The organism is Shewanella sp. 433 (genome assembly GCF_059338565.1).
This window is the reverse complement of the sequence record NZ_CM181703.1, coordinates 1831270-1854751: the sequence shown is the minus strand read 5'-3', so window position 1 is coordinate 1854751 and position 23482 is coordinate 1831270. Positions and strand designations below refer to the sequence as shown.

Here is a 23482-nt window from a genome sequence, read left to right as displayed (position 1 = left end):
TTGATCCCAACCAACGCCGTCTGATCAACATGACGGCGTTTTTTTATGCCTTTGACTGATGCTATTTAGTCGATGCCAAGCCAGCAATCCCCTCGTGATGGAACATTAGCCAAATAGAATTAATCTCGTGGAATTAGCTAGGTGACATTAGCCGTACTGCATTAAGCGCTTGAAGCAGAACCATGGCGATAACCGATAGATACGGTTTTATTGCCAGTCGCTATAGAGATAAAAACGCCGCTGTATCAGCGGCGTATGGTGGCACTCATGTAAACTTCAGCTCACGGGCCTCAATCCACCAGGCCTGCAATTTAAGAGACTCTGATAAAGAGAAGTGGCGATAATGAAGATAAGCGATTGTAATTAATCAATCGCGTTATCGCTTTTGAAATTGCTGCATCAAACGTTGTAGATCGCTGAGCTGACTCACCAACTCAGAGCCACGATTTACCGAGTGATCGCTGCGCTCAATATTGGCCAATGACAACTGCTGAATGGAGATGATGTTGCTATTAATATCTTCAGTCACACTCGCCTGCTGATGCACCGCGGCAGCGATTTGATGACTCGCGCTGGCCACCTCACTCAACATACTATTGGCATGTTTCAGCACATCGCCGGTACGAACAGCATTGTCTCGACACACATCCGATAAATGGCTGCCTTGTTGCGTCGCTATCACGGCTTGGCCAGCGGTATCTTGCAGGTGAGCAATCATGGAGCGAATTTCTTCGGTGGAAGCTTGGGTTTTTGAAGCTAACGCTCTAACCTCATCGGCTACCACCGCAAATCCACGGCCACTCTCTCCTGCTCGAGCCGCTTCAATCGCCGCATTGAGTGCCAGCAGATTGGTCTGATCGGCTATGGTGCCGATGACTTCGAGGATCTTTTCAATCTCTTGGCTACTCACCGATAGATCGTTAATTATGCCGTTTGCACGCGCTAATTCTGAGTGCAGTTCTGCCACCGAGTCTATCGTGGTTTGCACATTATTGAGTCCGTCATCAGCAAGCTGATTCACTTGCTCCACTAATTGTGATGCCGCCATCGCATTATCAGCCACATCGCGAATTGAGCTGGACATTTCGGTTACCGCTGTCGCTACAGAGTCGGTATCGGCACCTTGCTTATTCAAGTTATGCTTAATCTCTTGCTGATTAACTAACTCGTGCTCAGCACTAACGTGGATCCCCTCTGCGGTTTCGCTGGCTCTGGCAACAATCGCACGCACCTCGGCTTTACGCTTTTGCAGCGCGAGCTCTATCATGGAATATTCATCATAACGCCCGGTATAGACGAGCTCCATCAACGGGTTATCATATGCTTGCGTCGCAAGTGTTGCCACCTGCCCTAAACGTCGTTGATGAAAAAACTCATTGAGTAACAGCCCGGCCATCGCCAATATCGATACCGTACCACCTAAGTGTACCGATGCGCCGCTCATCATAGCTAGGGTGCTGGCAAGCGCTGTTAACGCAGCAAGATAACGCGCCCAACGATAACTAAAGCGTGGCCTTGATAGCTTAGATGGCGTCTCTTTTTGGCTCATTTCGCTATAGAGCGCCTCTGCACGCTTAACCCATTCTCGGTTAGGCTTAGTGCGCACAGACTGATATTCAATAATTTTGCCCTTAGCATCGGTGATGGGGGTGATAAAGGCTGATACCCAATAAAATCCGCCTCCTTTACGGGCGTTCTTCACCAGTCCCATCCAACTGCGGCCAGATTGCACCGTTTGCCATAACTGCTTAAAGGCGGGCTTAGGCATATCGGCATGGCGCACAATATTATGTGGTTTACCAATTAATTCATCGGCTTGATAACCGGCAATATCACAAAAACCGGCATTAGCATAGGTGACTATACTGGAGGGATCTGTGGTTGAAATGAGATTAGCATCGAGTTCAAATTCGATTTCACGTTCTGCGTTAGTATGTTTATTTACCATATTATGGTGACTTATTTCCGAGCTGTGGTTGGTTTGTGTGCGGCGCAGTGCACTATGACTGGCAGGCCCTGTACGTAAAAGAGTTCGCTGCCGATCACAGTTGCTAGCGTTTTGAATGGAAACGCAGTTGTAATCGATACAGGATCAGCAACTATGGTATCAATTTCATTATTCAAACGATACAGGACCAACAACTATAGTATTAATTTCGTTATCCAAATAAATGAGGTGAACGACACAATATGAGCTTGCTCACTCATCAGCTCATTTATGTTGCCAAGCGCACAGCTGACAACTGGTCAAATCCATATTGTTAACATCGCTAGTCGCTTATGCTTGTATCGACTGTTTCAGAACTTATTCATATTCCGCTTGTGCTGTTTTACTGTTATTATGTACAGCTGTATTTCTCTGCTATGTGCCTTCATGTTATCTGCCACTGTTAAAACTCAGATCCGCACCATCTATAAAGACATTGCGGCCGCCTTGCCCAACTTTCGCTCTCGGCGCGAGCAAAACTACATTGTGGCAGAGATCTCAAAAACATTAGCAGGTGAATATGACAAACATAGGCGCATCATTGTCGTCGAAGCTGGCACGGGTATTGGTAAGTCGTTGGCTTATATTCTAGGCACCATTCCATTAGCCTTAGCCAGCAAGAAAAAAGTCTGTATCGCCACCGCCACGGTGGCGCTGCAAGAGCAGTTACTCAATAAAGATTTACCCTTCTTTTTACGGCAATCTGGACTCGACTTTACCTTTGGTCTGGTTAAGGGGCGTCAACGCTATATCTGCTTAGCCAAACTTGAAATGCTCATTGGCAGTGATGACGGCACCCAGATGGCCATGTGGCAAACTAAACCCGATAACAGCCAGATAGCCCTATTACAAAGTTTGTTAAAAGATTTCCATGAAGGTCGTTGGAATGGCGAGCGCGATACCCTAACGCAACAATTGCCCGATCATCTTTGGAGCCAAATCGCCTGCGACAAACACAGCTGTCATCGGCAACTAGCCAGTCATCGTCACTGCCCATTTCATAAGGCCCGTGAAGATATTGATAACTGGGATGTGTTAATCGCTAACCACAGTCTGCTTTTTGCCGACTTGGAACTAGGCGGCGGGGTGATCTTGCCCGATCCTGAAGATCTCTACTATGTGATTGACGAGGCCCATCACCTCCCCGTTGTCGCCAGAGACTTTTCCAGCGCGCAGGCGACCCTTAGAGGCGCGGTGGATTGGTTAGAAAAGATCGGCAAAACCACAGCTAAACTGCAAAATCAGCTTAAGAGTAATCATATTATTGCCCCTGCTCAGGCGATGTTAGACCACATTAACGAATTAACCGGGTTGCTCAACGCCGTAGCGCAGTATTGCGACGGCCAAGGCGCTGCATTTGATAACCCTGAAAACCGCATCCGTTTTGAACATGGCAAGCTGCCGCAAGCTTTAGTTATCCAAGCAGAAAACTTAGCCAGTGCCGCTAATAACGCCCTCAAGCAGTTCAATAAGATGTTGACCTTGCTTAACGAAGCCATAAAAGATGGTGAGCTGCCCAAGCATCAAGCCGAGCAACTGCTGAGCGAAACTGGCTTTATGCTGCAGCGTTTAGAAAATCTGCAAAAATTGTGGAAGATGATGGCCAAGACCGACAGCCCTAAAGGGGCACCGATGGCCAGATGGATAGAGCAACTTCCGGGTAAACAACACGACTACTTGTGTAACGTCTCACCGATTGAAGTGGGCTTTATGCTCGAATCCTTATTATGGGAAAAAGCCGCTGGTGTGGTGCTGTGTAGCGCCACTTTACGCGCATTGAATAATTTTAATCATTTTACCCATCAGGTGGGCCTGTCGATAAACGATGGTAGTCGTTATCTGGCCATGGATAGCCCATTTGATTTTGAGCAAAATGCGACCTTATACCTGCCAAAAATGCGCACCGAACCGACGGACGACCGTTATACCGATGAGCTTGCCGAGCAGATATTGACCCTTATCGAAGGTGAAACCGCCACCTTAGTGCTGTTTGCCTCATACTGGCAGATGGAGAAAGTGGCCGATATTGTCCGCCCCAAGATTGACAGCCCATTATTGATCCAGGGGGAAGACTCGCGTCAACAACTGCTGACACAACATAAACAGCGCTGTGATGCTGGCGAGGTAAGTATTATTTTCGGCACGGGCAGCTTCTCTGAAGGGCTCGATCTGCCAGGAGATTATCTCACCAATTTGATTATCACCAAATTACCCTTTGCAGTGCCGACCTCCCCTGTGGAGCAAGCCCATGCAGAATATATCAAGATAAAGGGCGGTAATCCGTTTTTACAACTGACCATACCTGACGCATCACGTAAATTGATCCAAAGTTGTGGTAGATTACTGCGTAAGGAAGAAGATTATGGCCGTATCACTATCTTAGATCGTCGCTTAGTCACGAAACGTTATGGAAAGTCGCTGCTTGATGCCTTACCTCCGTTTCGCCAAGTCATAGAGTAGGAACCACATTGGAGTTACTTTTAGACCCCAGCGTTTGGATTATTTTAGCCGCCACAGGTTTTATTGCCGGCTTTATTGACGCTGTCGCAGGCGGCGGAGGCTTGCTATCAATACCTGCATTATTAACCATAGGCATACCGCCACACGCGGCGCTGGGAACCAATAAATTGGCCGCCAGCTTTGGTTCATCCATGGCGGCATTCACCTATTACCGCAAACATTTTTTTGAGCCACGCTTTTGGTACCATGCCGCAATAGCCACCTTCATTGGCGCCGTTATCGGCACCTTCGTAGTCTATCTCATTGATAATCAATGGCTCGAAAAATTACTGCCGCTCATTATCATCATCATTGCCATTTATACCCTAGTAAAACCCAGTGTGATGGGGGGCAACAGCCACTTACCACCAACTCGCGCACCCTCGGCCTTTAAGCAATGGCGCCAAGGGTTGCCATTGGGCTTTTATGATGGTTTTGCTGGCCCCGCTGTCGGCGCGTTTTGGACCATCAGCAGTATTTCGCAATACCAATTACCAGTACTTAACAGTTGTGGATTAGCACGAGCCATGACTTTTATCAGTAACCTAACCTCTTTAACGGTCTTTTTAGCCTTGGGACAAGTCAATATTGTTATCGGCTTATCTATGGGCTTATGCATGATGTTAGGTTCGTTTGTTGGCGCTCGCACCGCAATCAAATTTGGCGTACCATTTATCCGTCCGCTATTTATCACCGTGGTTATTTTGATTGCCATCAATTTGGCGTGGAGCGCATGGGCATGAACACCTCAGAACTAATTTATCGTTTACGAGTCCAACTTAAGCAATTAGAACAAGAAGTGCTGCAACATGATAGCCAGCTGGCAAAAGGGCAACGTAAGCTACTGCATGATACCGAACGTTTTAATCATGGCTTATTTAACCAATCCGGTGCCCAGCTTGCCCCGTGTATCAGCCAAATTAGCAATAAAATAGCGCAGCTCGAAAAACTACTAAAGGGGAATATCTCGACATCGACCATAGCGTTAAGCTGTGAAGGGATCCAAGATAGATTTACCGCACTGCGACGCGCGCTGAACACCACCACATTAGATGTGAAATCGGCTGAGCAACAAAAATCATCACGTATTGCGAATGCCAAACAACGTCGCCAGCAGTCGCACGCCGATAGTGGTTTTAGTTGGATCGCTTCTGGCGTAATGCATAATAGCCACCAGCTATATGATGAATTAAACAAACATCTGAACTGGGTTCAAACATTTGAGCAAAAGATTGCAGATTTACAATCAAAACTTGAAAACTGTCATAGTGCTGACAAAATTGCACTGCAAAATGAGATACTTTTAGTTCACCGTCGCTTAGGTAAGTGCCGACAAGCTATTAGCTATATTGAAGACCGCATTCAGGCGTTTGAACGCCCATATAAAAGTCATAATCGTTAAGGAGCAACAATGAAATCAGTAATGCCAATCACCGCTTTAATCGCTTTGCTTGGTGCCTCATCGGCAATGGCTGCCAATCTCACCATTCCCATGGCATTTGAATACTTAGCCCTTAATGGTCAAAAAGTAGAAAGCAGCTTGTTTAACCATAAGGCCGATTTAAGCCTAGATAACGGCACGCACAAGATTGCTATCCGTTATCACGATATGGTGCAAGATGATTTCAGTGACAGCGAAAGCTTTATTAAATCATCCCCCTTTATTATTACTCTTAATGTCGATGGCGATTATGACTACCAGTTACAACCCGCCGAAGGCAAAGTGATTAAACGTCCGAAAGAGTTTGCTAAATCACCCGAGGTCATCATCACGCGTGCAGATGGTGGTAAAGTCAGTTATCAAGTAGCACAAACCGATATTGCAGAAACTTCATTTGTAGGTCGACTCTTAGGTGATGACAGCGGTCAAGATGTTGAAGTCGCTGCAGCCGTTGCAACGGGCGGTACGATGGCAGCTAGTTCCGTACCAGCAAAGCCTGTTAGCGCCATCGAGGCTGCGACATTACCCGCGACAGCAGCGCCCACCAATAAGAGCGAAGCTGAACATGCTCAGCAAATGCTGCAATACTGGTGGTTACACGCCGATGAAACAACGCGCAAAGAATTCATGAGCTGGGCCATCAAACAGTTGTGATCATTTGATAAAACCCACAAGCAACGTCACGCTAACCTAAGGTTAGCGTGACCCTCTCCCCCCATATAGACTCTCCCGTTTTACCTTGAACCATATACCATCTAATTTTTTAGTCTCATTTACCTGCTATAGATTGTCAGCATTCCCCTAGCTTGCGCTTACGCACTGAACCATTACGCGACATTAAATAGTGATTGCGGCTAAGCCAATATGATTGCAAACTAGACAAACGATATAAGCCAAGCCCCTCATCGTGGAGATAGATGCATGCAACTAGAAATTCGAAATTATTATGAAGTACTGTTACTTGAGATGCTGTCGGATGAAGGATTGATGGATGAACTCCCTGAAGACTATCTGGCCGATTTATGCTGCGTGACACTCAATCAGCTGCCCGTGCGCTACATTCGGCACCTCGTCGATACTTACTTTTTTGAAGATTATGACGAACTCAAGCAGATGAAAACGGAGATCCAATCTGCCTTAGAAAAATCGCGCGCCTTTTTAAAAACCAAGCTTCCCCAACAAGAAAGCCTGTAACTCGAACCTAGGCGTTCAATTAATGAGGACGCCTTGGTATTCACACACACGCGACTTTCCAGACATACCCCAAGCATAGCCCAGACATAAAAAGTCACACTGATGGGTATTTCACAATTGATAACCGCACGCAACTAAACAAAGTTAAAACGGTGAATGTAAAACAAGATAGGAAAATTTAGAAACAAATAGGGGGGAGTTTTTTGCTAACCGATTTCTCATCGAGTGTACCACTTGCGGTCTTTCTGAGATAAGCCTTTGATTAGACTTTAGTTTGGAGGTTTCCCTAGAGCCACACCCCGGCACATGAGTCGCCTGCTGCGGTTGCTCCCTTCCGGGCCTGGCCGAGTTCACAAGTTATCATTGCGGGGGGACCCTAGGGTCACCATAGATTCTTGAAGCGTGTTATCTTCAAGACGGGGGCATTATCTATCATGCAGGGGATGCGATCAAGGGAATATCGGTCTTTGAGCCATTCTTTATGATTGAGTGGTGAATCTATAAACAAATACCCACGAGCGTGGGTATTTTTTATAAGAACAAGCTTCAATGACTTACAATTTAATATTGGCTCGGTTTTGTTCTAACAGTTTAGGACCGATACCTTTAACTTCAGATAATTGATTAATATCGGTAAATTTACCATGTGTATTGCGGTATTCAATAATCGCCATCGCCTTGTTTGCACCAATCCCTTTTAGCTGGCTTAACTGCTCTGCTGTCGCTGTATTGATATTAACGGCTTGTGCCTCAACGGTTGTATTCACCGGAACTGGCTCAACCTTTTCAGCAGCATAAGCGGGAAACAGTGCTAATGTCGTAGCAATCAAACTGCCCAATAATATTGCTTTCATAACTTACTCCTTGATTATCCATTAGGGGATGGCCAGCATTCCTTTCTCCTTGGCCACCTTAAAAACATAGAACAAACTCAAACCTTGCGCAAATACGTGACCCCCACCAACCAAAACCCCACCTCCAAGGTGACCAAGGTCACACAAACAACTTTCAGTTTATTTCATAACGAGATTAAATCTGATTCAACCGATGCACTATGAAAAAAATTGTGATCTACCCCTTACTTTAAAACGTGATTCGGGTAACATAAGCCACCATTTTATTGCGCTACATCACACGCAGAGCTCGAACACAAAGTAATTTAACTACAAATAAAAAGCTTTGTGCCGATCCTGCGCTGAGATAGTGTTGTGCGCCTAACAACAAGTACTAACAACAAGTATATGGACTCTTCAATGTCTCACGAAACCACGCAGGCACAGCCGCTGATCCCTGAAAAGCCAACACAATATAAAAAAATGCTTATATTGTTTGCCGATATCTGTTTATTTATTTTGATGTATCAATTTCTGCCTTTTGAACAGAGCATTAATATTGGACTCGCCATTCTCGTTTTTGCTGCAATATTGTGGCTGACGGAGGCTATCCATATTAGTGTGACGGCAATCATTATCCCTATTCTTGGGGTCGTGTTTGGCGTGTTTGAAACCAAAACGGCAATGAGCAATTTTGCGAATCCGATTATTTACCTGTTTTTTGGTGGCTTCGTCCTCGCTGCAGCCCTGAACCATCAAGGTATCGATCGCCGTATCGCTCAAAAAGTACTTACGGCTTCCAAGGGTAAACTGAGCCTTGCTTGTATGATGTTATTCGGCATCACCGCCCTGCTATCGATGTGGATCAGTAATACCGCCACTGCGGCGATGATGCTGCCATTGGCTCTGGGGATCTTGCAGCAGCTAGACATTAAAGAGCATCGCAACACCTACCTCTTTATGCTGCTAGGTATCGCTTACTCTGCCAATATTGGTGGCATAGGTACCTTAGTGGGCAGCCCACCGAATGCTATCGCCGCGGCTCAAGTGAGTTTAAGCTTTGCCGACTGGTTAGAGTTCGGTTTGATCACCGTCGCTTTAATGTTACCGAGTATGCTTATCGCGCTGTATCTTTATTTGAAACCTAATCTCAATGTGGTCTGTGAGATCCCAAGCGATAATCAGAAATTAAATTTCCAAGGTAAACTCACTCTTATCATCTTTTTGGCAACCGTATGTTGCTGGATCTTCAGTAAGCCTATCTCTGGCGCTTTAGGCGGCATCAAACAGTTCGATACCATAGTGGCGTTAAGTGCCGTGGTATTACTGGCGGGTTTAGGTTTAGTGCAGTGGAAAAAAATAGAAAAAACCACAGATTGGGGCGTGCTCATCCTCTTTGGTGGTGGCTTAACACTCAGTGCTATTTTAAAAGCCACAGGCACCAGCGTATTTTTGGCGCATTGGGTCACCGATATTTTTGGTAACACCCATATGGCATTATTTACCTTTGCGGTGATATTTTTTGTGGTGATGCTCACTGAGTTTGCCAGTAATACCGCCAGTGCTGCTTTGTTGGTACCTGTATTTGCCGCGATTGCTGAAGCACTGGGACTATCACCTGTGATGCTGTCGGTATTAATTGGTATTGCGGCTTCTTGTGCCTTTATGCTGCCAGTGGCGACGCCGCCCAATGCGATTGTGTATGGGTCAGGCCACATTAAGCAATCAGAGATGATGCGAGCTGGCGCAATAATCAACTTTATCAGTATGTTGGTACTGTATATCATTGCCCACCTGTTCTGGACTATCTAAGCATAATCCGCTTGCACATTTGTGGCCTACTCGATAATGAGTTGGCCACAGATGGATTAACTCCCTTCTAACGCTTGGCGTAAATCGCTAATAATATCTTCAACCGCCTCTAAGCCTACCGATATACGCAATAGACTGTCACTAATACCCGCCACAACTCGCTCCTCAAATGAATAGGGTGAATGGGTCATCGAAGCTGGATGCTGGATAAGTGACTCAGCGTCACCCAAACTGACCGCGATGGTAAATAACTTCAGTCGATTCACAAATGCAACAGCGCCATCAAAACCACTATCAAGTTCAAAGGCCACCACTCCCCCAGCTCGGCGCATCTGCGAGCCGATAAGATGATGTCCACTATGGTGCGCTAAACCAGGATAATAAACTCGGCTAATTTGCGGGTGTTTATCCAGATATTCGGCAATCACTTGGGCATTATCACAATGACGAGCAACTCTAACATCTAAGGTTTTTAGCCCGCGTAAGATAAGCCAGGCATCGTGTGGTGATAATACCGCGCCGATATCTTTGAGGATTTCTGTTTTGAGTTTAGCTATCATCTCCTCACTGCCACACACTATGCCGGCAATCACATCGCCGTGGCCATTAAGGTATTTAGTGGCGCTATGCACCACCATATTGATGCCCAACGCGATGGGCTGCTGCAACAGCGGCGTCATAAAGGTGTTATCAACAATACTCACCAGATGATGCTGCTTCGCTATACCTGCAATCGCGGTTAAGTCATACACATCGAGATGGGGGTTCACCGGAGTTTCACAAAACAGCACTTTCGTAGTGGGCTTAATGGCGCGCTTTATTTCATCGACATCATTAAAGTCCACCAAGGTGACTTCAATCCCAAACTTACTCAACTGCGTGGTCATCAAGGCAAAGGTACAGCCGTAAACGGCTTTAGCGGCAACTAAATGATCGCCACAGCATAAATGGGTTAATAATGCGGCCGATACCGCCGCCATACCCGATGCGGTAGCGGCAGCGGCTTCGCTGCCCTCGAGTATCGCTAACTTGCGCTCAAGCTCTGCCGTGGTGGGATTACCTAAGCGGGTATAAATATACCCTTGCTGCTCACCAGCAAACCGTGCGCTACCTTGCTCTGTGTTCTCGAATGCAAAGGTGGCGCTTTGATACAGTGGTGAGACTAATGCGCCCATGGCATCCCTTTGATGCCCAGCGTGGATAACCTGAGTCGCCTGCTGCCATTTTTGTTGCATTATCTCTCTCCAAAGTGTTGATTGACTAAGTCAAGGTAAACACTAACCTTGGCTCGTTTTGCGCCTGAGAGTAAAGTTATAGCAGCAGATTAAGCCCTAGTTGGATGTAAAATCTTTGTTACGGTTGGTGCGTTTACCGAGTGCGGCTAATGAGAAATCTTTGAGTTCACTCAGTAGCGCGGTATGGATCTTGGTTAACTTGGGGCGGGTCTCATGACTAAATACCACAGGGCGACACAGTGCCATGGCCTGATAACCCAATCTTGCAGTGAGCAATCCCCCGCCTAACCCTTGCGCCATCCGCGTCGATACCTTGCCGGACACTTCCAGTGATAGCAACTGGGTACCAATATCGGTCACCACCTCACTGGCCCCCGCATAAATAATATTGATTATCACCGAGCGGATGAGCTTAATGCGGCTCCAATAACCTAGTTCAATGCCATAGCAGCTGGCTAACTCGCGGATCATCTTCTGGTTACGCCATAAAATAATCGCCATATCGAGCACGGCTAATGGGCTTGCGGCTAACAATAACGCCGATTCAGTGGCATAGCGATGCACCAATTTTTTGGCTTTTTTATCGATTTCAGTTAACACCAGCGACTCAAACAACAGCACGCGCTCGGCATCGTTATGCTCATCACGCACATGATCACGGTAGTTTTGGGTGTCGATATCTGTGGGTAATTTAGCCAAAATACGCTCGATAAACGGGTCGGCCTCACCAATTTGCATGCTCAGGGCTAAGCGCTCACTCACTTGCTGCGCCTCCTCTACGCCCCTTAATCGTTGCAGTTGGCGCCATTCATTAAAGGTTATCCGCCCAGCCCACAAAATAACCAAAGCCAGAACACTGGCATATACCCCAAATAACCAAGGGCTGTCGGTCCATGCTTGTGACAAGGACAAGCCGGTTTGGGTCAGTACTAAGATGATAAGGCCAAGCAACATGCTTTTAGTCAACCATGACCAGCGGCGACGCTTACTCGCCATCAAGGTGCGCTTAATGCTAGGGTCAATATCTAATAATTGTGCAAGCTGCTCCTCGTCACTCTCGGGCGATAATATGTGTACAGGTTCAGCATCAAAATGCCTTGCCTGTTGTAGCCTTGGCTGAGTCGATTGATCATCATCGCCTAGCTCGAATAACTGTTTTTTTTCTATCGGATCTGAGGGGTGTGTCATTATCGTTCCTATCATCAATCAAGATGTAAATCAGGGATAGCTAAGTTAGCTTATCGCCAATTAAATACTGCAATAGGTGATCTAAGCGAATATGCTCAAAATGCACATCCTTAGCAGTACTGGCGATTTGAGGCGGCGCAAAATTAACAAATTCAAACCCTTGTTGCTGCCAAAATTCACTGCGAGGCAGCTGCTTGGGGACTTCGCCAGGAAACAAAGTGACCGCTTTACCACTTGCCATATCGCGTCCCTTAACCACCTCTATCTGTTTAGTGTCAACTTGCACCATGCCATGTTGTGTGGCTTTTATAGCACTGATCGCCATCACCTCAACATCGCAACCTTCAAACTTAGCATGTTGCTGACTGCGGTTAACCAGCTGGGTCAATAGCGATAACACATTACCCTGCTGATCGCGGGTAATATGGTCCACTTTACTGGCAGCAAATAACAGCTTATCAATACGAGGAGAAAAGAGCCTTTTCAATAAGTTAGATTGACCAAAATGAAAGCTAGCCATGATGCCGTCTAGCGCCTGACTCATATCATCAAACTGCGCTTTACCGCGATTAAGCGGCGTAAAACAGTCAACTAATAATAATTGACGGTCAAACTTGCCAAAGTAATCGCGGTAGAAGGGTTTAACAACCTGGATTACATAGCTGTGATAACGTTTTTTAAGTACATGGTAATAGGAGTCTTTAGGGCTTTTTTCTAATGCATCGCACTGCCCCTCACTTAAGCCGAGTAGAGGAAAAAACGCTAACACTGGCGTATCGGCCAGCTCACCTGGCAATAACATGCGTCCAGGTTGGGCATTATAAAACCCATGGGTATGTACACTGTCACACAGCAGTTGTTGATACAGGCTCGACACCTGTTTGAGTTGCAGCTCTTGCGCCGGTGATGCTAAAGGCAGCTCGGCGCAAGCGTCGATAAAGGGCGTATAATACTCGCTAAGCGACAACAAGCTGCTACGCAGACTTTGACGCTGACACCACTGTGGATAGGTGAGTTTTAACATAGGTAAATCGAGTAACCACTCACCTGGGTAGTCAACAATATCAACATATAAGGTGCTATGGTCAGTCAGTTTTGCCAGCAGCCCTTTTTGCGGCTGGTATTTAATCGCTAACCTCAGCTCACTGATATTACGCGTGGACGCTGGCCAGTGAGGTTCACTAGAGGTTAAGGCCGCCATGGCGCCTTCGTAATCAAAACTGGCAATGGTCATATCGGGCTGTAAGGTGCGCTTTACCCCATAAAGGCGCTCATCTCGCGCCACTTGCCACAAGGGCAACGCATTATGTTGCCCAACGGTACCACTGTGCAGGAGTTGATTCACTAATCCGGTGATAAAAGCGGTTTTGCCTGCGCCAGACAAACCCGTTACCGCTAGGCGTACATGATTGTCTGTGGTTCGTTTGACCAAAGATTTTGACTGTTGTGATAGCTTATGAAGTGAGCGATTGAGTGAGTTCATAGCACCTATCTTGGCCCCTATAATATCCGTATTCGAATCGTAGCCATGTTTAAGGGCGGTATTCACCGCCCTTATGCCTTATGTAAGTCATGATGAGTCAAGCTTACAGGTTGTTGATCTCCCGTTTGAGATCGAAACTATCAGAGGTGACATGACGTTCAAGCTGTTGAAGCCTTACCTCTAATTGTCTAAATTGGCTGCTGACATCCCGTAACGCTGCCTTAGCGGGTTCGCCAGCCTGCCAGACCTTCTTTTTAACCTCAATCTCTTTATGCTGGTGTTTGTTCTTTGTGCTGCCAGGCTTGATATCTAATATCATCCACAGTAGCACATAGATGATAAAGATGATGCCCGATCCCCCAAGTAAAAATATCGATGCTGCCACCACCCTGACTAACCAGGTTTCGAAGTTAAAGTAATCGGCTATGCCGGCGCAGACCCCAGCGATTTTGCCTGATTCGGGAATGCGATATAAGGGACGTCCATTAGATGCGCTCATCTCGATGCCTCCATTGTGGCGCCTCGCTGTCTAAAATAGCTTCCAAGGTTTCTATGCGTTGGGCCATTTTATCGGCTTTGCTAATTAACTCATTTAGCTGAGTAAACTCTTCTTCAGTGAGTCCTTGGCTCACTTGGCGTTTACTACGGTAATGTAGGATCAGCCAAATGGGTGCCACCACTATCATGAAGATGATGATCGGGGCTATTAATAAATCCATATCCATAACTCACCTCTGAATCGTTTCTATTTAGTTGTTTTAGTCGTCTGTTTTTTCGCGTTGCTGGCTTTAACCTTGGCTTTTAAGGCTTCCAACTCGGCGTTGACTGAATCTTCGGCTTCTAAAGCGGCGAACTCATCATTAAGTGTCTTTTGATTACCCAAGTCGTAAGACTCAACTTGTGACTCTAACCCTTCGACACGGCGCTCATATTGCTCAAATTTGCTCATCGCATTATCAATTTTACTTGAATCAAGCTGACGCTTTACTTCTAAACGAGAAGAGGCGGTCTGCTTGCGCATGATAATGGTCTTTTGACGTGCTTTAGCATCGGCTAGCTTTTCTTGTAGCAGATTCACTTCCTCTTTGAGGCGAGCAATGTGCTCTTCAACGACCATTAACTCTTTTTCAAGCGTAGCTGCCAGTTCGCTGGCTTTCTGCTTTTCCAGTAATGCCGCTTTGGCTAAATCTTCGCGATCTTTCGATAACGCTAGCTCAGCTTTATCTTGCCAATCATGTACCTGCTCTTGCACTTTGGCGATACGACGCAGGATCTCTTTTTTCTCTGCAAGCACTTTAGCTGAAGTTGAACGTACTTCGACTAAGGTGTCTTCCATCTCCTGGATGATCAAGCGCACCATTTTTTCTGGATCTTCGGCCTTATCGAGTAGCGCGCTGATATTAGAATTGATGATATCTGCGAAGCGAGAGAAAATGCCCATAATACTGTCCTCTAAATTAACGTTGGTGTCGCAAAGAATAATACATTTAGTGTGCCAACTTTTGATATTCATTACAATACAGACACTTAAACATTATTTTAACTTTTGCTTTATTTTGTAACCGCGGCCACATATTATAAATTTCACCAATTATTAGTGTGAAAGGCTAAAACTTATCGTGGCGAATCAATTCCAACAAGATAATCTGATCGGCCAATCGAATGCGTTATTGGAAGTACTAGAGCACGTTTCAAAAGTTGCCCCCTTATCCAAACCCGTACTTATTATTGGGGAACGTGGCACGGGTAAGGAACTCATCGCCGAGCGATTGCACTACCTGTCAACGCGCTGGGAACACAATTTTATCAAACTTAACTGCTCCTCCTTGAGTGAGAACTTACTGGAAAGTGAACTCTTTGGCCATGATGCTGGTGCATTTACCGGTGCCAATAAAAAGCATGAAGGTCGCTTCGAGCGCGCCGATGGCGGCACACTTTTTTTAGATGAATTGGCCAACACCTCAGGACTCATACAAGAGAAGCTACTCAGAGTCATTGAGTACGGTGAATTTGAACGAGTGGGCGGCAGTAAAACGGTACAAACCGATGTGCGCTTAATCTGCGCCGCCAATGAAGATCTGCCTTCACTTGCCCAAGCCGGAGAATTTAGACCAGATCTGCTAGATCGCTTAGCCTTTGATGTGATCACCTTACCGCCACTGCGTCATCGCCCCGAAGATATTATGCCGCTGGCAGAATACTTTGCTATCGGCATGGCGCGGCAATTAAAACATGAACTGTTTGACGGTTTCTCCCCCCGCGCTGTCGAGCAATTAATGCAATATGATTGGCCGGGCAATATTCGTGAACTCAAAAACGTGGTTGAGCGCAGCGTTTATCGTAATACGGATCTGCATACCGCGATTGATAATATCGTCATTGATCCCTTTGCTTCACCCTACCGCCCAATGCACAGAGTAAAAACCACTTCGCGCCAAGCTATACCGCAGCCCAATGCGACGCCTGTCGCCCCACTTGAGCCTGAGCCTGAATCAGCGCCGCAACCACACAAGGCTGCCGCAATTGAGTTTCCGTTAGACTTTAAAGAACACTGCGAATCCCATGAAGTGCAGTTACTCAGTAAAGCCTTAGATGCGGGGCAATACAACCAGAAAAAAACGGCCGAATTGCTGGGTCTCAGTTACCATCAACTGCGAGGAATTTTGAAAAAATACAATTTATTGGATAAATAAATCTCGCTTAACGCAGATGAAGTTTGCTCCTAGCTCTGTAGCACTGTTAAAATGAAATTATTCATTCAAACAACGATTACATCTACTGATGACAGAGCTGCTTAAGCGTCTCACGTTAGGATTGGTTCTTTGCTGCGTTATCCCCCTATTAGCAGCCTGTGGTCCTTCTCGTGTTCCTTCTGGCCTGGTTTATTGTTCTGAAGGTAATCCAGAGTCTTTCAATCCACAATTAGTAACCTCTGGCACCACAATCGATGCCACTTCACAGCAACTCTATGATGGACTGGTCGATTATGATGCGACATCAGGGCAGTTAGTCCCCTCTTTAGCCACCGCCTGGACTATCAGTGACGATGAGCGCGTGTACACTTTTTCGTTACGCACTGGGGTGCGTTTCCATCACTCAAACATCTTTACCCCAACGCGTAATTTCAACGCCGATGATGTCCTGTTCTCATTTAACCGTATTACCGATAGCACTCACCCGTATCATGATGTGGCTAAAACAGGTTACCCTTTTTTCCAAAGCATTGGCTTTTCTGATTTAATCGACAACATTGAGAAAATAAACGACTATCAAGTTGCTTTTCACCTGACACAAAAAGACGCCTCATTTTTATCTAACCTCGCCACTGGGTTTGCCGTCATCTTGTCACAAGAGTATGCGCAGCAACAACTGCAGGCAGGCGAACCTGAACTCGTCGATAAACTGGCGATTGGTACTGGTCCTTTTAGGCTAGTCGACTATGTCAAAAATGATTTTATTCGCTATTATCGTAACCATCATTACTGGCGCCTAACTCCTGAAGTTGAGCAACTGGTCTTTGATATTACCCCCAAAAGTACCACACGACTGGCGAAGCTCATTACAGGTGACTGTAACATTTCGGCACTCCCCAAAGCTGGAGAGTTACCCGTTGTGATCGATAAGCCCAATTTAGAGGTCGATTCCATCCCGGGTTTTAATGTGGCTTTTTGGGCATTTAATACCGAACGTATTCCCTTTAACGATGTGCGGGTGCGCCAAGCATTAGCCCATGCAGTGGATAAAGAAAATATCCTGCGGGCGGTATACCATCAAACGGCCGTAGAAGCCGTTGGTCTGCTGCCCCCGTTATCATGGGCCTATTCAACCAATAAAAGCCTAATCGACTATAACCCGGAAAAAGCACGTAAATTACTTAGCGATGCTGGCATCAGTGACTTAAGCATCGATATCTGGGCAATGCCGGTAGCCCGAATTTATAACCCTAATGCCCACAAAACCGCTGAATTAATTCAAGCCGATTTGGCGCGTATTGGGGTGAAGGTCAACATAGTCAGTTACGATTGGAGTGTGTTTAACCAAAAACTGAGTGGCCAAAATTATGATTCGGTACTCATTGGATGGAACGCCGATAACAGCGATCCGGACAATTTTTTCACCCCCATTTTGAGTTGCGCATCGGTAAATTCTAACAGTAACCGCTCACGTTGGTGCTCACCAGAATTTGACCGTATTCTACAGACGGCTAGGTCGACTACGGATCGCGTTACGCGCACAGCCTTATACCAACAGGCTGAGCAATATATTGCCGAGCAAGTTCCAATGTTGCCTTTTGCACACGCCACCCGCATGGTAGTCAAACAAAAACGGATAACTCAGTCTAAGTTAACCCCGTTTGGGGGGATCTCTTTCACCAATACCACTAAGGTGACACCGGCCATTGTGGCTATTGAGGAACCAAACTGATGGCACGCTATCTTGCTCGCCGCTTAAATCTATTTCTTGCGACATCACTGGTGTTGTTTATGGTGATGTTTAGTGTCACCGCACAGTTTCCGGTCGAACACACCGTCGCCCTCACTGGCATTCAAGCTCCCACCACGGAAGAACAAGCCAGCATCAATGCAGCTTATCGTCTCGACCAAGGCCAAATCAGCCAATTTATTGCTTATTTAGAGCAGCGTTTATCGGGAAACTTAGGGATCTCTGTTACCTCGCAAAATCCGGTGTCTAATGAATTAACCGCCGTGCTCAGCGCCAGCTTCGAATTGGCCTTTGTCGCTGGTGCGATTGCACTACTACTCGGGATCCCTCTAGGAGTTTTAGCGTCGTTAAGTCAACATAAAATAACCCAACATACCATTATGGCGATCACCTTAACTGGCTATTCAATTCCGGTCTTCTGGCTGGGACTGAGTCTGTCACTGTGGTTTGGCGTGCGCTTAGGCTGGCTACCCATCTCCGGTCAAATCAACCTGCTTTACGAGATAAAACCGGTGACGGGTTTTCTGCTGATAGATATCTTGTTATGGGACTCTCAATATGCTTGGTCAGCGTTTATCGACGCCTTACAACACATTGTATTACCCGCGGTCACCTTGGCCGTACTGCCTTTTACTGTGGTGGTGCGCATCACCCGAAGTGCCATGATGTCGATTATGGAAAAAACCTATATTAAAGCCGCCGAAGCTCGGGGCCTAAGAACCTATACCATAGTGATACGCCATGCACTGCCCAATGCCTTTATCCCACTACTTAAAAATATGGGACTGATGCTCGGAGCATTTGCCAGTTACGCGATTGTAGTTGAGGTAATTTTTAGCTGGCCAGGGGTCGGTGCTTGGTTAGTCTCGGGGATCTACCAGCGAGATTATACCGTGATCCAAGGGGGGATTTTAGCGGTAGCAATGATCATTATCTTTTTAAGTATCTTAATTGAAGTGTTACATACGGCGATCAATCCGCTCAGTAGGAAAGAACTCTATGCCGCCCATTAAAATTTATCAGGTAGGCCATATCCCCTCACCTCTGAGACGCATCTGGAATGCGTTTACTGACAACCCATTTGCATTTGCCGGTTTTTGGGCGATTTGCTGCCTCATATTACTGGCATTATTTGGACCAATTATCGCGCCATTTTCAGCCGCACATCAGGATCCACAAGCTTTATTGCTACCTCCCTCTTGGGATCCTGCTGGCACGGTTGAACACTTTTTGGGAACCGACGATCTGGGTAGAGACATCTTTAGCAGGTTGCTGCATGGGGCGCACCTGACCTTTGGCATGGCACTGGCGATTGTCGCCACGGCCTTGGTGATAGGCTTTGTAATAGGCTCTATTTCGGGCATGATGACGGGCTTAAAATCGAGTATATTGAGTCATTTACTCGACGCACTTCTCTCTATCCCCTCGTTATTAATGGCAATATTAGTGGTGGCTGTCACCGGACCTGGACTGGGCAATGTATTTTGGGCGGTAGGTATTGCATTAACGCCTCAATTTGTCAGGGCTATCCACCAAGCGGTACATGAAGAGCTGCAAAAAGAGTATGTGACTGCCGCAAGGCTCGATGGGGCCAACCCACTACAGATTTTTTGGTATGTGATTTTACCGAATATTTTAGACACCATGATTATTCAAACCACCTTAGGTATTTCAGCAGCTATTTTGGATATCGCCGCCTTAGGTTTCTTAAATCTGGGGGCACAAGCACCGAGCCCTGAATGGGGCGCTATGGTGGCACAAGGGTTAGATAACCTCTTAACGGCGCCATGGACCGTCACCATCCCTGGCGTAGCCATCTTATGCAGTGTACTGGCGATTAACCTCGTTGGCGACGGTCTGCGCTCTGCACTTTCACCCATTCGCCATTAATGAGAAACCAACATGCCATTATTGGACATTAGAAACCTCACCATCGAACTCGATACGCCCCACGGCCGGGTGAAGGCACTAGAGCGGGTAAGCTTAACCCTTAACCCGGGTGAAATTCATGGTCTACTGGGTGAATCTGGCTCGGGGCGAACCTTACTGGCAAAAGCCATTATGGGGATCCCTGGGCATAATTGGACAATACAAGCCGATCGCATGATGTGGGATGGTCAAAACTTATTGGACATGAGCACTAAAGCACGCCGCGCCTTAATGGGCAGCGAAATGGCGATGATTTTTCAAGATCCCATTAGTAGCTTAGACCCCACCATAGTGGTCGGCGTGCAAATTATCGAAGCCATGCCCGAAAACAAGGCGTTACCTTGGTGGCGACGTGAGCAAGACAAACGTAAAACCGCGCGGCAATGGCTACATAAGGTGGGCATTAAAGAAACCCAAAAAGTGATGTCAAGCTACGCCTGGGAGCTGTCTGACGGTGAATGCCAAAAAGTGATGATTGCCATTGCGGTCGCCAACCAACCACGCTTACTGATCGCCGACGAGCCGACCAACTCCATGGAAGTCAGAACTCAAGCGCAAATATTTCGCCTGCTGAGTAAATTAAATCAATTACATAATGTATCGATTTTATTGATTAGCCACGAGCTAGAAAACTTATCTCAATGGTGTGACCGTTTATCAGTCATGTACAGTGGCCAAATAATGGAATCTGGCCCCACCGCCGATGTGATTGCTCAGCCATATCACCCTTATACCAAGGCGATACTGGACAATATTCCTGATTATTCTAACCCTGAGTTGCATAAAACCATGATGCAAACTCTGCGTGGCTCGGCGCCATCACTACAACACCAACCCATTGGTTGCCGCCTTGGCCCCCGTTGCCCTCAGGCGCAAAAGCACTGTGTGAATCAGCCTAAATTGAGCCATCATAAAGATCGCTATTTTGCGTGTCATTTCCCTTACTATAATGAGCCAAGTCATGACGAGCCCCTTACTAAAAGTTAGCCAACTCAGTAAAACCTTTTTTGCTGGCTACAAAGGTTTTAAACGTCAATATAATCAAGCGCTTGGACCAATATCGTTTGAACTTAACAGCGGCGAAACCCTGGCCATTGTGGGCGAAACGGGTTCGGGTAAGAGTACCCTAGCGCGCATTCTTGTGGGCGCAGAGCAGCGCAGCGCGGGGGAGATTTATTTTGAAGGTGAACGCCTTGATAGCCGTAACCTTAAGCAGCGTTGCAAGTTAATTAGGATGATTTTCCAAGATCCCAATACTTCATTAAATCCCAGTTTAACTGTGGGTGAACTGCTCGATGAACCGCTACGCTTTAATACCGACTTAGATAAACACAGCCGCCGTGCACAAGTGATTGACCGCTTAAGAAAGGTTGGCTTACTGCCTGAGCACGCCGATTTTTATCCCCATATGATTTCAGAGGGGATGAAACAGCGAGTCGCGGTGGCAAGAGCCTTGATGTTAGACCCAAAAATCATTATTGCCGATGAAGCATTAACCGCATTGGATCTATCGGTGCGATCGCAAATTTTAAATCTGTTGCTTAAACTCCAGCAAGAGATGGGATTGTCTTATATTTTTGTATCACACAACATGAACATTATTCGCCATTTTAGCGACAAAATTATGGTGTTACATCAGGGTGAAATGGTGGAGAAGGCCACCACGGAGAATTTATTCAATTCGCCGCAACATGAATACACCCAGCGGCTGATCCAAGAGCAAACGATGTTCTCCTACAAACGCTAAACTGCTCCAACCACTAGGGCTTATATGCCTAATTATTAAAAAACATGTGCCATTTCATCTTGCTTTAATTATCCTTATGGCACTTTTTCAAGAGAAGCAGAAACATGATAATCAAACCCAAAACACGTGGCTTTATTTGTACTACCACTCATCCGGTCGGCTGTGAAGCAAATGTACTTGAGCAAATTAACCTAACTAAGGCAAACGGACCTGTTGCCAACGGCCCTAAAAAGGTACTGGTTATCGGCTCTTCAAGCGGCTATGGTCTATCTTCACGTATTGCAGCGGCTTTTGGTAGCGGCGCTGCAACCCTCGGCGTCTTTTTTGAAAAACCAGGAACCGAAACCAAACCAGGTACCGCCGGTTGGTATAACTCTGCGGCATTTGACAAGTTTGCTAAACAAGCTGGCTTATACTCAAAGAGTTTAAACGGTGATGCTTTTAGCCATGAGGCTAAACAACGCGCCATTGAGATCATCAAACAAGATCTTGGCCAAGTCGACATGGTGGTCTACTCACTGGCCTCACCGGTTCGAAAACTGCCTGATAGCGGCGAATTAATCCGCTCAGCGCTTAAACCTATAGGGGAAACCTATACCGCAACCGCGGTGGATACCAACAAAGATATCATTATCGAAACCAGCGTTGAGCCCGCCACAGAGCAAGAGATCCAAGACACCATTACCGTTATGGGTGGTCAAGATTGGGAGCTATGGATCAACGCCCTAGCCGATGCCGGTGTATTGGCCCCCAAGTGTAAGACCGTTGCTTATAGCTATATCGGCACCGAATTGACTTGGCCTATCTATTGGCATGGCGCTCTTGGCAAAGCCAAGATGGATCTTGACCGTGCAGCCCATGAACTTAACGCCAAGCTGTCAGCTACCGGTGGCAGTGCCAATGTTGCCGTGCTTAAGAGTGTCGTCACTCAAGCCAGCTCAGCTATTCCGGTCATGCCCTTGTATATCGCGATGGTCTTTAAAAAGATGCGTGAAGAAGGCCTGCATGAAGGTTGCCAAGAGCAGATTAACCGTATGTTCAGAGAACGTTTATTCCGCGAGGATGGCACGGCGCCACAACTTGATGAAGCCAATCGTCTGCGCCTAGATGATTGGGAGCTCAAAGAGGAGGTACAGCAGCATTGCCGTGACTTATGGCCGTTAGTCACCACAGAAAATCTCTGTGAGCTCACCGATTATCGCGAATATAAACAAGAGTTCTTAAAGCTGTTTGGTTTCGGCGTGGAGTCAGTTGATTATGATGCCGATGTTAATCCTGAAATTAACTTCGACGTAGAACCAATATAATCTGAAGCTAGAAACACTGTCAGCTAAAAACAGTACCTAGCAAAAAAAACACTCTAACAAAAAACCACGATGCCTATCGTGGTTTTTTATTTACCCCTATAGGCGCCTAAGCGTTCCTAACTTCATCTGCGCACCATCTCTAAGCGATATAATTCTAATCAACGCTATTGTTGTAAACGATAAATAAGCACTCGTCTCGTCAGTTTTCGCCCCGTCAAAAAGACGTCCTATTAGCAAAGCGACTCAAGAGAACAAAATCCTGACCTTATAGCGTTAACAAAGAGACGATGACACAGCGTAAGCCTGAATCTATACCGCTAGCACCGATAACTTTTAAGCATAAAAAAGCCAGAAGATCACTCTTCTGGCTTGTTATCATTAAAG

Annotated in this window: 21 protein-coding genes and 1 other RNA gene; 13 read left to right on the top strand and 9 right to left on the bottom strand. The window is 46.4% G+C overall.

Annotated features, from left to right (window positions below):
- Positions 1 to 376 precede the first annotated feature (376 nt).
- Complete coding sequence (locus AC5YB1_RS08180; protein ID WP_494521426.1) at positions 377 to 1948, bottom strand: methyl-accepting chemotaxis protein; 1572 nt, start codon at positions 1946 to 1948, stop codon at positions 377 to 379.
- Positions 1949 to 2374: 426 nt separating this feature from the next.
- On the opposite strand from AC5YB1_RS08180, the gene dinG reads away from it, so the two are divergent.
- The 5 genes from dinG to AC5YB1_RS08155 all read left to right on the top strand — a co-directional run bounded on the left by dinG (position 2375) and on the right by AC5YB1_RS08155 (position 7121).
- A complete protein-coding gene (gene dinG, locus AC5YB1_RS08175; protein ID WP_494521425.1) occupies positions 2375 to 4447 on the top strand; it encodes an ATP-dependent DNA helicase DinG in 2073 nt (690 codons plus the stop codon).
- A gap of 8 nt (positions 4448 to 4455) precedes the next feature.
- A complete protein-coding gene (locus tag AC5YB1_RS08170) occupies positions 4456 to 5229 on the top strand; it encodes a sulfite exporter TauE/SafE family protein (protein WP_494521424.1) in 774 nt (257 codons plus the stop codon).
- Positions 5226 to 5888 carry a primosomal replication protein gene (locus AC5YB1_RS08165; protein WP_494521423.1) on the top strand — a complete coding sequence of 221 codons (663 nt, stop codon included), beginning with the start codon at positions 5226 to 5228 and terminating at the stop codon, positions 5886 to 5888. Before AC5YB1_RS08170 ends, AC5YB1_RS08165 begins: the two co-directional genes overlap by 4 nt.
- Positions 5889 to 5897: 9 nt before the next feature.
- Entirely contained in the window at positions 5898 to 6581 is a 684-nt protein-coding gene (locus AC5YB1_RS08160) for a DUF2057 domain-containing protein (RefSeq protein ID WP_494521422.1), read from the top strand.
- Between the two features lie 267 nt (positions 6582 to 6848).
- On the top strand, positions 6849 to 7121 hold the full coding sequence (locus tag AC5YB1_RS08155; protein ID WP_494521421.1) for a late competence development ComFB family protein: 273 nt from the start codon (positions 6849 to 6851) through the stop codon (positions 7119 to 7121).
- Between the two features lie 283 nt (positions 7122 to 7404).
- On the opposite strand, the gene ffs is transcribed toward AC5YB1_RS08155, so the two are convergent.
- Together ffs and AC5YB1_RS08145 are read right to left on the bottom strand one after the other, a co-directional pair.
- Positions 7405 to 7501: signal recognition particle sRNA small type (ffs, locus tag AC5YB1_RS08150), an RNA gene on the bottom strand.
- Between the two features lie 174 nt (positions 7502 to 7675).
- Positions 7676 to 7975 (bottom strand): ComEA family DNA-binding protein, encoded by a 300-nt coding sequence (locus tag AC5YB1_RS08145; protein WP_494521420.1) that lies wholly within the window; start codon positions 7973 to 7975, stop codon positions 7676 to 7678.
- A gap of 399 nt (positions 7976 to 8374) precedes the next feature.
- Between AC5YB1_RS08145 and AC5YB1_RS08140 the strand changes: the two genes are divergently transcribed.
- Positions 8375 to 9766 carry an SLC13 family permease gene (locus tag AC5YB1_RS08140; RefSeq protein ID WP_494521419.1) on the top strand — a complete coding sequence of 464 codons (1392 nt, stop codon included), beginning with the start codon at positions 8375 to 8377 and terminating at the stop codon, positions 9764 to 9766.
- A gap of 56 nt (positions 9767 to 9822) precedes the next feature.
- On the opposite strand, the gene megL is transcribed toward AC5YB1_RS08140, so the two are convergent.
- The 6 genes from megL to pspA all read right to left on the bottom strand — a co-directional run bounded on the left by megL (position 9823) and on the right by pspA (position 15113).
- Entirely contained in the window at positions 9823 to 11001 is a 1179-nt protein-coding gene (gene megL / locus AC5YB1_RS08135; RefSeq protein ID WP_494521418.1) for a methionine gamma-lyase, read from the bottom strand.
- 96 nt (positions 11002 to 11097) lie between these two features.
- On the bottom strand, positions 11098 to 12189 hold the full coding sequence (locus tag AC5YB1_RS08130) for a YcjF family protein (RefSeq protein WP_494521417.1): 1092 nt from the start codon (positions 12187 to 12189) through the stop codon (positions 11098 to 11100).
- Positions 12190 to 12229: 40 nt separating this feature from the next.
- On the bottom strand, positions 12230 to 13672 hold the full coding sequence (locus AC5YB1_RS08125; protein ID WP_494521416.1) for a YcjX family GTP-binding protein: 1443 nt from the start codon (positions 13670 to 13672) through the stop codon (positions 12230 to 12232).
- Between the two features lie 103 nt (positions 13673 to 13775).
- The gene (pspC, locus tag AC5YB1_RS08120; RefSeq protein WP_475514302.1) at positions 13776 to 14171 is read right to left on the bottom strand and encodes an envelope stress response membrane protein PspC; all 396 of its coding nucleotides are present in this window, start codon (positions 14169 to 14171) and stop codon (positions 13776 to 13778) included.
- A complete protein-coding gene (pspB, locus tag AC5YB1_RS08115) occupies positions 14158 to 14397 on the bottom strand; it encodes an envelope stress response membrane protein PspB (protein WP_110456720.1) in 240 nt (79 codons plus the stop codon). The genes pspC and pspB overlap by 14 nt, the downstream gene beginning before the upstream one ends.
- A 20-nt stretch (positions 14398 to 14417) precedes the next feature.
- Positions 14418 to 15113 carry a phage shock protein PspA gene (gene pspA, locus AC5YB1_RS08110; protein WP_494521611.1) on the bottom strand — a complete coding sequence of 232 codons (696 nt, stop codon included), beginning with the start codon at positions 15111 to 15113 and terminating at the stop codon, positions 14418 to 14420.
- Between the two features lie 178 nt (positions 15114 to 15291).
- On the opposite strand from pspA, the gene pspF reads away from it, so the two are divergent.
- The 7 genes from pspF (at position 15292) to fabV (ending at position 23098) form a co-directional block, all read left to right on the top strand.
- A complete protein-coding gene (gene pspF, locus AC5YB1_RS08105; protein ID WP_494521415.1) occupies positions 15292 to 16365 on the top strand; it encodes a phage shock protein operon transcriptional activator in 1074 nt (357 codons plus the stop codon).
- 88 nt (positions 16366 to 16453) lie between these two features.
- Positions 16454 to 18097, top strand: coding sequence for an ABC transporter substrate-binding protein (locus AC5YB1_RS08100; protein WP_494521414.1), 1644 nt, complete (start codon positions 16454 to 16456; stop codon positions 18095 to 18097).
- On the top strand, positions 18097 to 19128 hold the full coding sequence (locus AC5YB1_RS08095; RefSeq protein WP_494521413.1) for an ABC transporter permease: 1032 nt from the start codon (positions 18097 to 18099) through the stop codon (positions 19126 to 19128). The genes AC5YB1_RS08100 and AC5YB1_RS08095 overlap by 1 nt, the downstream gene beginning before the upstream one ends.
- A complete protein-coding gene (locus tag AC5YB1_RS08090) occupies positions 19115 to 20005 on the top strand; it encodes an ABC transporter permease subunit (RefSeq protein WP_494521412.1) in 891 nt (296 codons plus the stop codon). Before AC5YB1_RS08095 ends, AC5YB1_RS08090 begins: the two co-directional genes overlap by 14 nt.
- A 12-nt stretch (positions 20006 to 20017) precedes the next feature.
- Positions 20018 to 21031: an oligopeptide/dipeptide ABC transporter ATP-binding protein gene (locus tag AC5YB1_RS08085; protein WP_475514306.1), complete on the top strand. Its 1014-nt coding sequence runs from the start codon at positions 20018 to 20020 to the stop codon at positions 21029 to 21031.
- Positions 21006 to 21791 (top strand): peptide ABC transporter ATP-binding protein, encoded by a 786-nt coding sequence (locus AC5YB1_RS08080; RefSeq protein ID WP_494521411.1) that lies wholly within the window; start codon positions 21006 to 21008, stop codon positions 21789 to 21791. The genes AC5YB1_RS08085 and AC5YB1_RS08080 overlap by 26 nt, the downstream gene beginning before the upstream one ends.
- A 104-nt stretch (positions 21792 to 21895) precedes the next feature.
- Positions 21896 to 23098 carry an enoyl-ACP reductase FabV gene (gene fabV / locus AC5YB1_RS08075; protein ID WP_494521410.1) on the top strand — a complete coding sequence of 401 codons (1203 nt, stop codon included), beginning with the start codon at positions 21896 to 21898 and terminating at the stop codon, positions 23096 to 23098.
- Positions 23099 to 23482 lie beyond the last annotated feature (384 nt).

What these genes read in the sequence shown, in the direction of transcription:
- AC5YB1_RS08155 (WP_494521421.1), top strand. Translation starts at nt 6,849, where the DNA reads ATGCAACTAGAAATTCGAAATTATTATGAAGTACTGTTACTTGAGATG.
- fabV (WP_494521410.1), top strand. Translation starts at nt 21,896, where the DNA reads ATGATAATCAAACCCAAAACACGTGGCTTTATTTGTACTACCACTCAT.
- AC5YB1_RS08165 (WP_494521423.1), top strand. Translation starts at nt 5,226, where the DNA reads ATGAACACCTCAGAACTAATTTATCGTTTACGAGTCCAACTTAAGCAA.
- AC5YB1_RS08140 (WP_494521419.1), top strand. Translation starts at nt 8,375, where the DNA reads ATGTCTCACGAAACCACGCAGGCACAGCCGCTGATCCCTGAAAAGCCA.
- pspB (WP_110456720.1), bottom strand. Translation starts at nt 14,397, where the DNA reads ATGGATATGGATTTATTAATAGCCCCGATCATCATCTTCATGATAGTG.
- AC5YB1_RS08125 (WP_494521416.1), bottom strand. Translation starts at nt 13,672, where the DNA reads ATGAACTCACTCAATCGCTCACTTCATAAGCTATCACAACAGTCAAAA.
- pspA (WP_494521611.1), bottom strand. Translation starts at nt 15,113, where the DNA reads ATGGGCATTTTCTCTCGCTTCGCAGATATCATCAATTCTAATATCAGC.
- AC5YB1_RS08100 (WP_494521414.1), top strand. Translation starts at nt 16,454, where the DNA reads ATGACAGAGCTGCTTAAGCGTCTCACGTTAGGATTGGTTCTTTGCTGC.
- dinG (WP_494521425.1), top strand. Translation starts at nt 2,375, where the DNA reads ATGTTATCTGCCACTGTTAAAACTCAGATCCGCACCATCTATAAAGAC.
- AC5YB1_RS08095 (WP_494521413.1), top strand. Translation starts at nt 18,097, where the DNA reads ATGGCACGCTATCTTGCTCGCCGCTTAAATCTATTTCTTGCGACATCA.
- AC5YB1_RS08085 (WP_475514306.1), top strand. Translation starts at nt 20,018, where the DNA reads ATGCCATTATTGGACATTAGAAACCTCACCATCGAACTCGATACGCCC.
- megL (WP_494521418.1), bottom strand. Translation starts at nt 11,001, where the DNA reads ATGCAACAAAAATGGCAGCAGGCGACTCAGGTTATCCACGCTGGGCAT.
- AC5YB1_RS08090 (WP_494521412.1), top strand. Translation starts at nt 19,115, where the DNA reads ATGCCGCCCATTAAAATTTATCAGGTAGGCCATATCCCCTCACCTCTG.
- AC5YB1_RS08180 (WP_494521426.1), bottom strand. Translation starts at nt 1,948, where the DNA reads ATGGTAAATAAACATACTAACGCAGAACGTGAAATCGAATTTGAACTC.
- pspC (WP_475514302.1), bottom strand. Translation starts at nt 14,171, where the DNA reads ATGAGCGCATCTAATGGACGTCCCTTATATCGCATTCCCGAATCAGGC.
- AC5YB1_RS08145 (WP_494521420.1), bottom strand. Translation starts at nt 7,975, where the DNA reads ATGAAAGCAATATTATTGGGCAGTTTGATTGCTACGACATTAGCACTG.
- AC5YB1_RS08130 (WP_494521417.1), bottom strand. Translation starts at nt 12,189, where the DNA reads ATGACACACCCCTCAGATCCGATAGAAAAAAAACAGTTATTCGAGCTA.
- AC5YB1_RS08080 (WP_494521411.1), top strand. Translation starts at nt 21,006, where the DNA reads ATGACGAGCCCCTTACTAAAAGTTAGCCAACTCAGTAAAACCTTTTTT.
- AC5YB1_RS08160 (WP_494521422.1), top strand. Translation starts at nt 5,898, where the DNA reads ATGAAATCAGTAATGCCAATCACCGCTTTAATCGCTTTGCTTGGTGCC.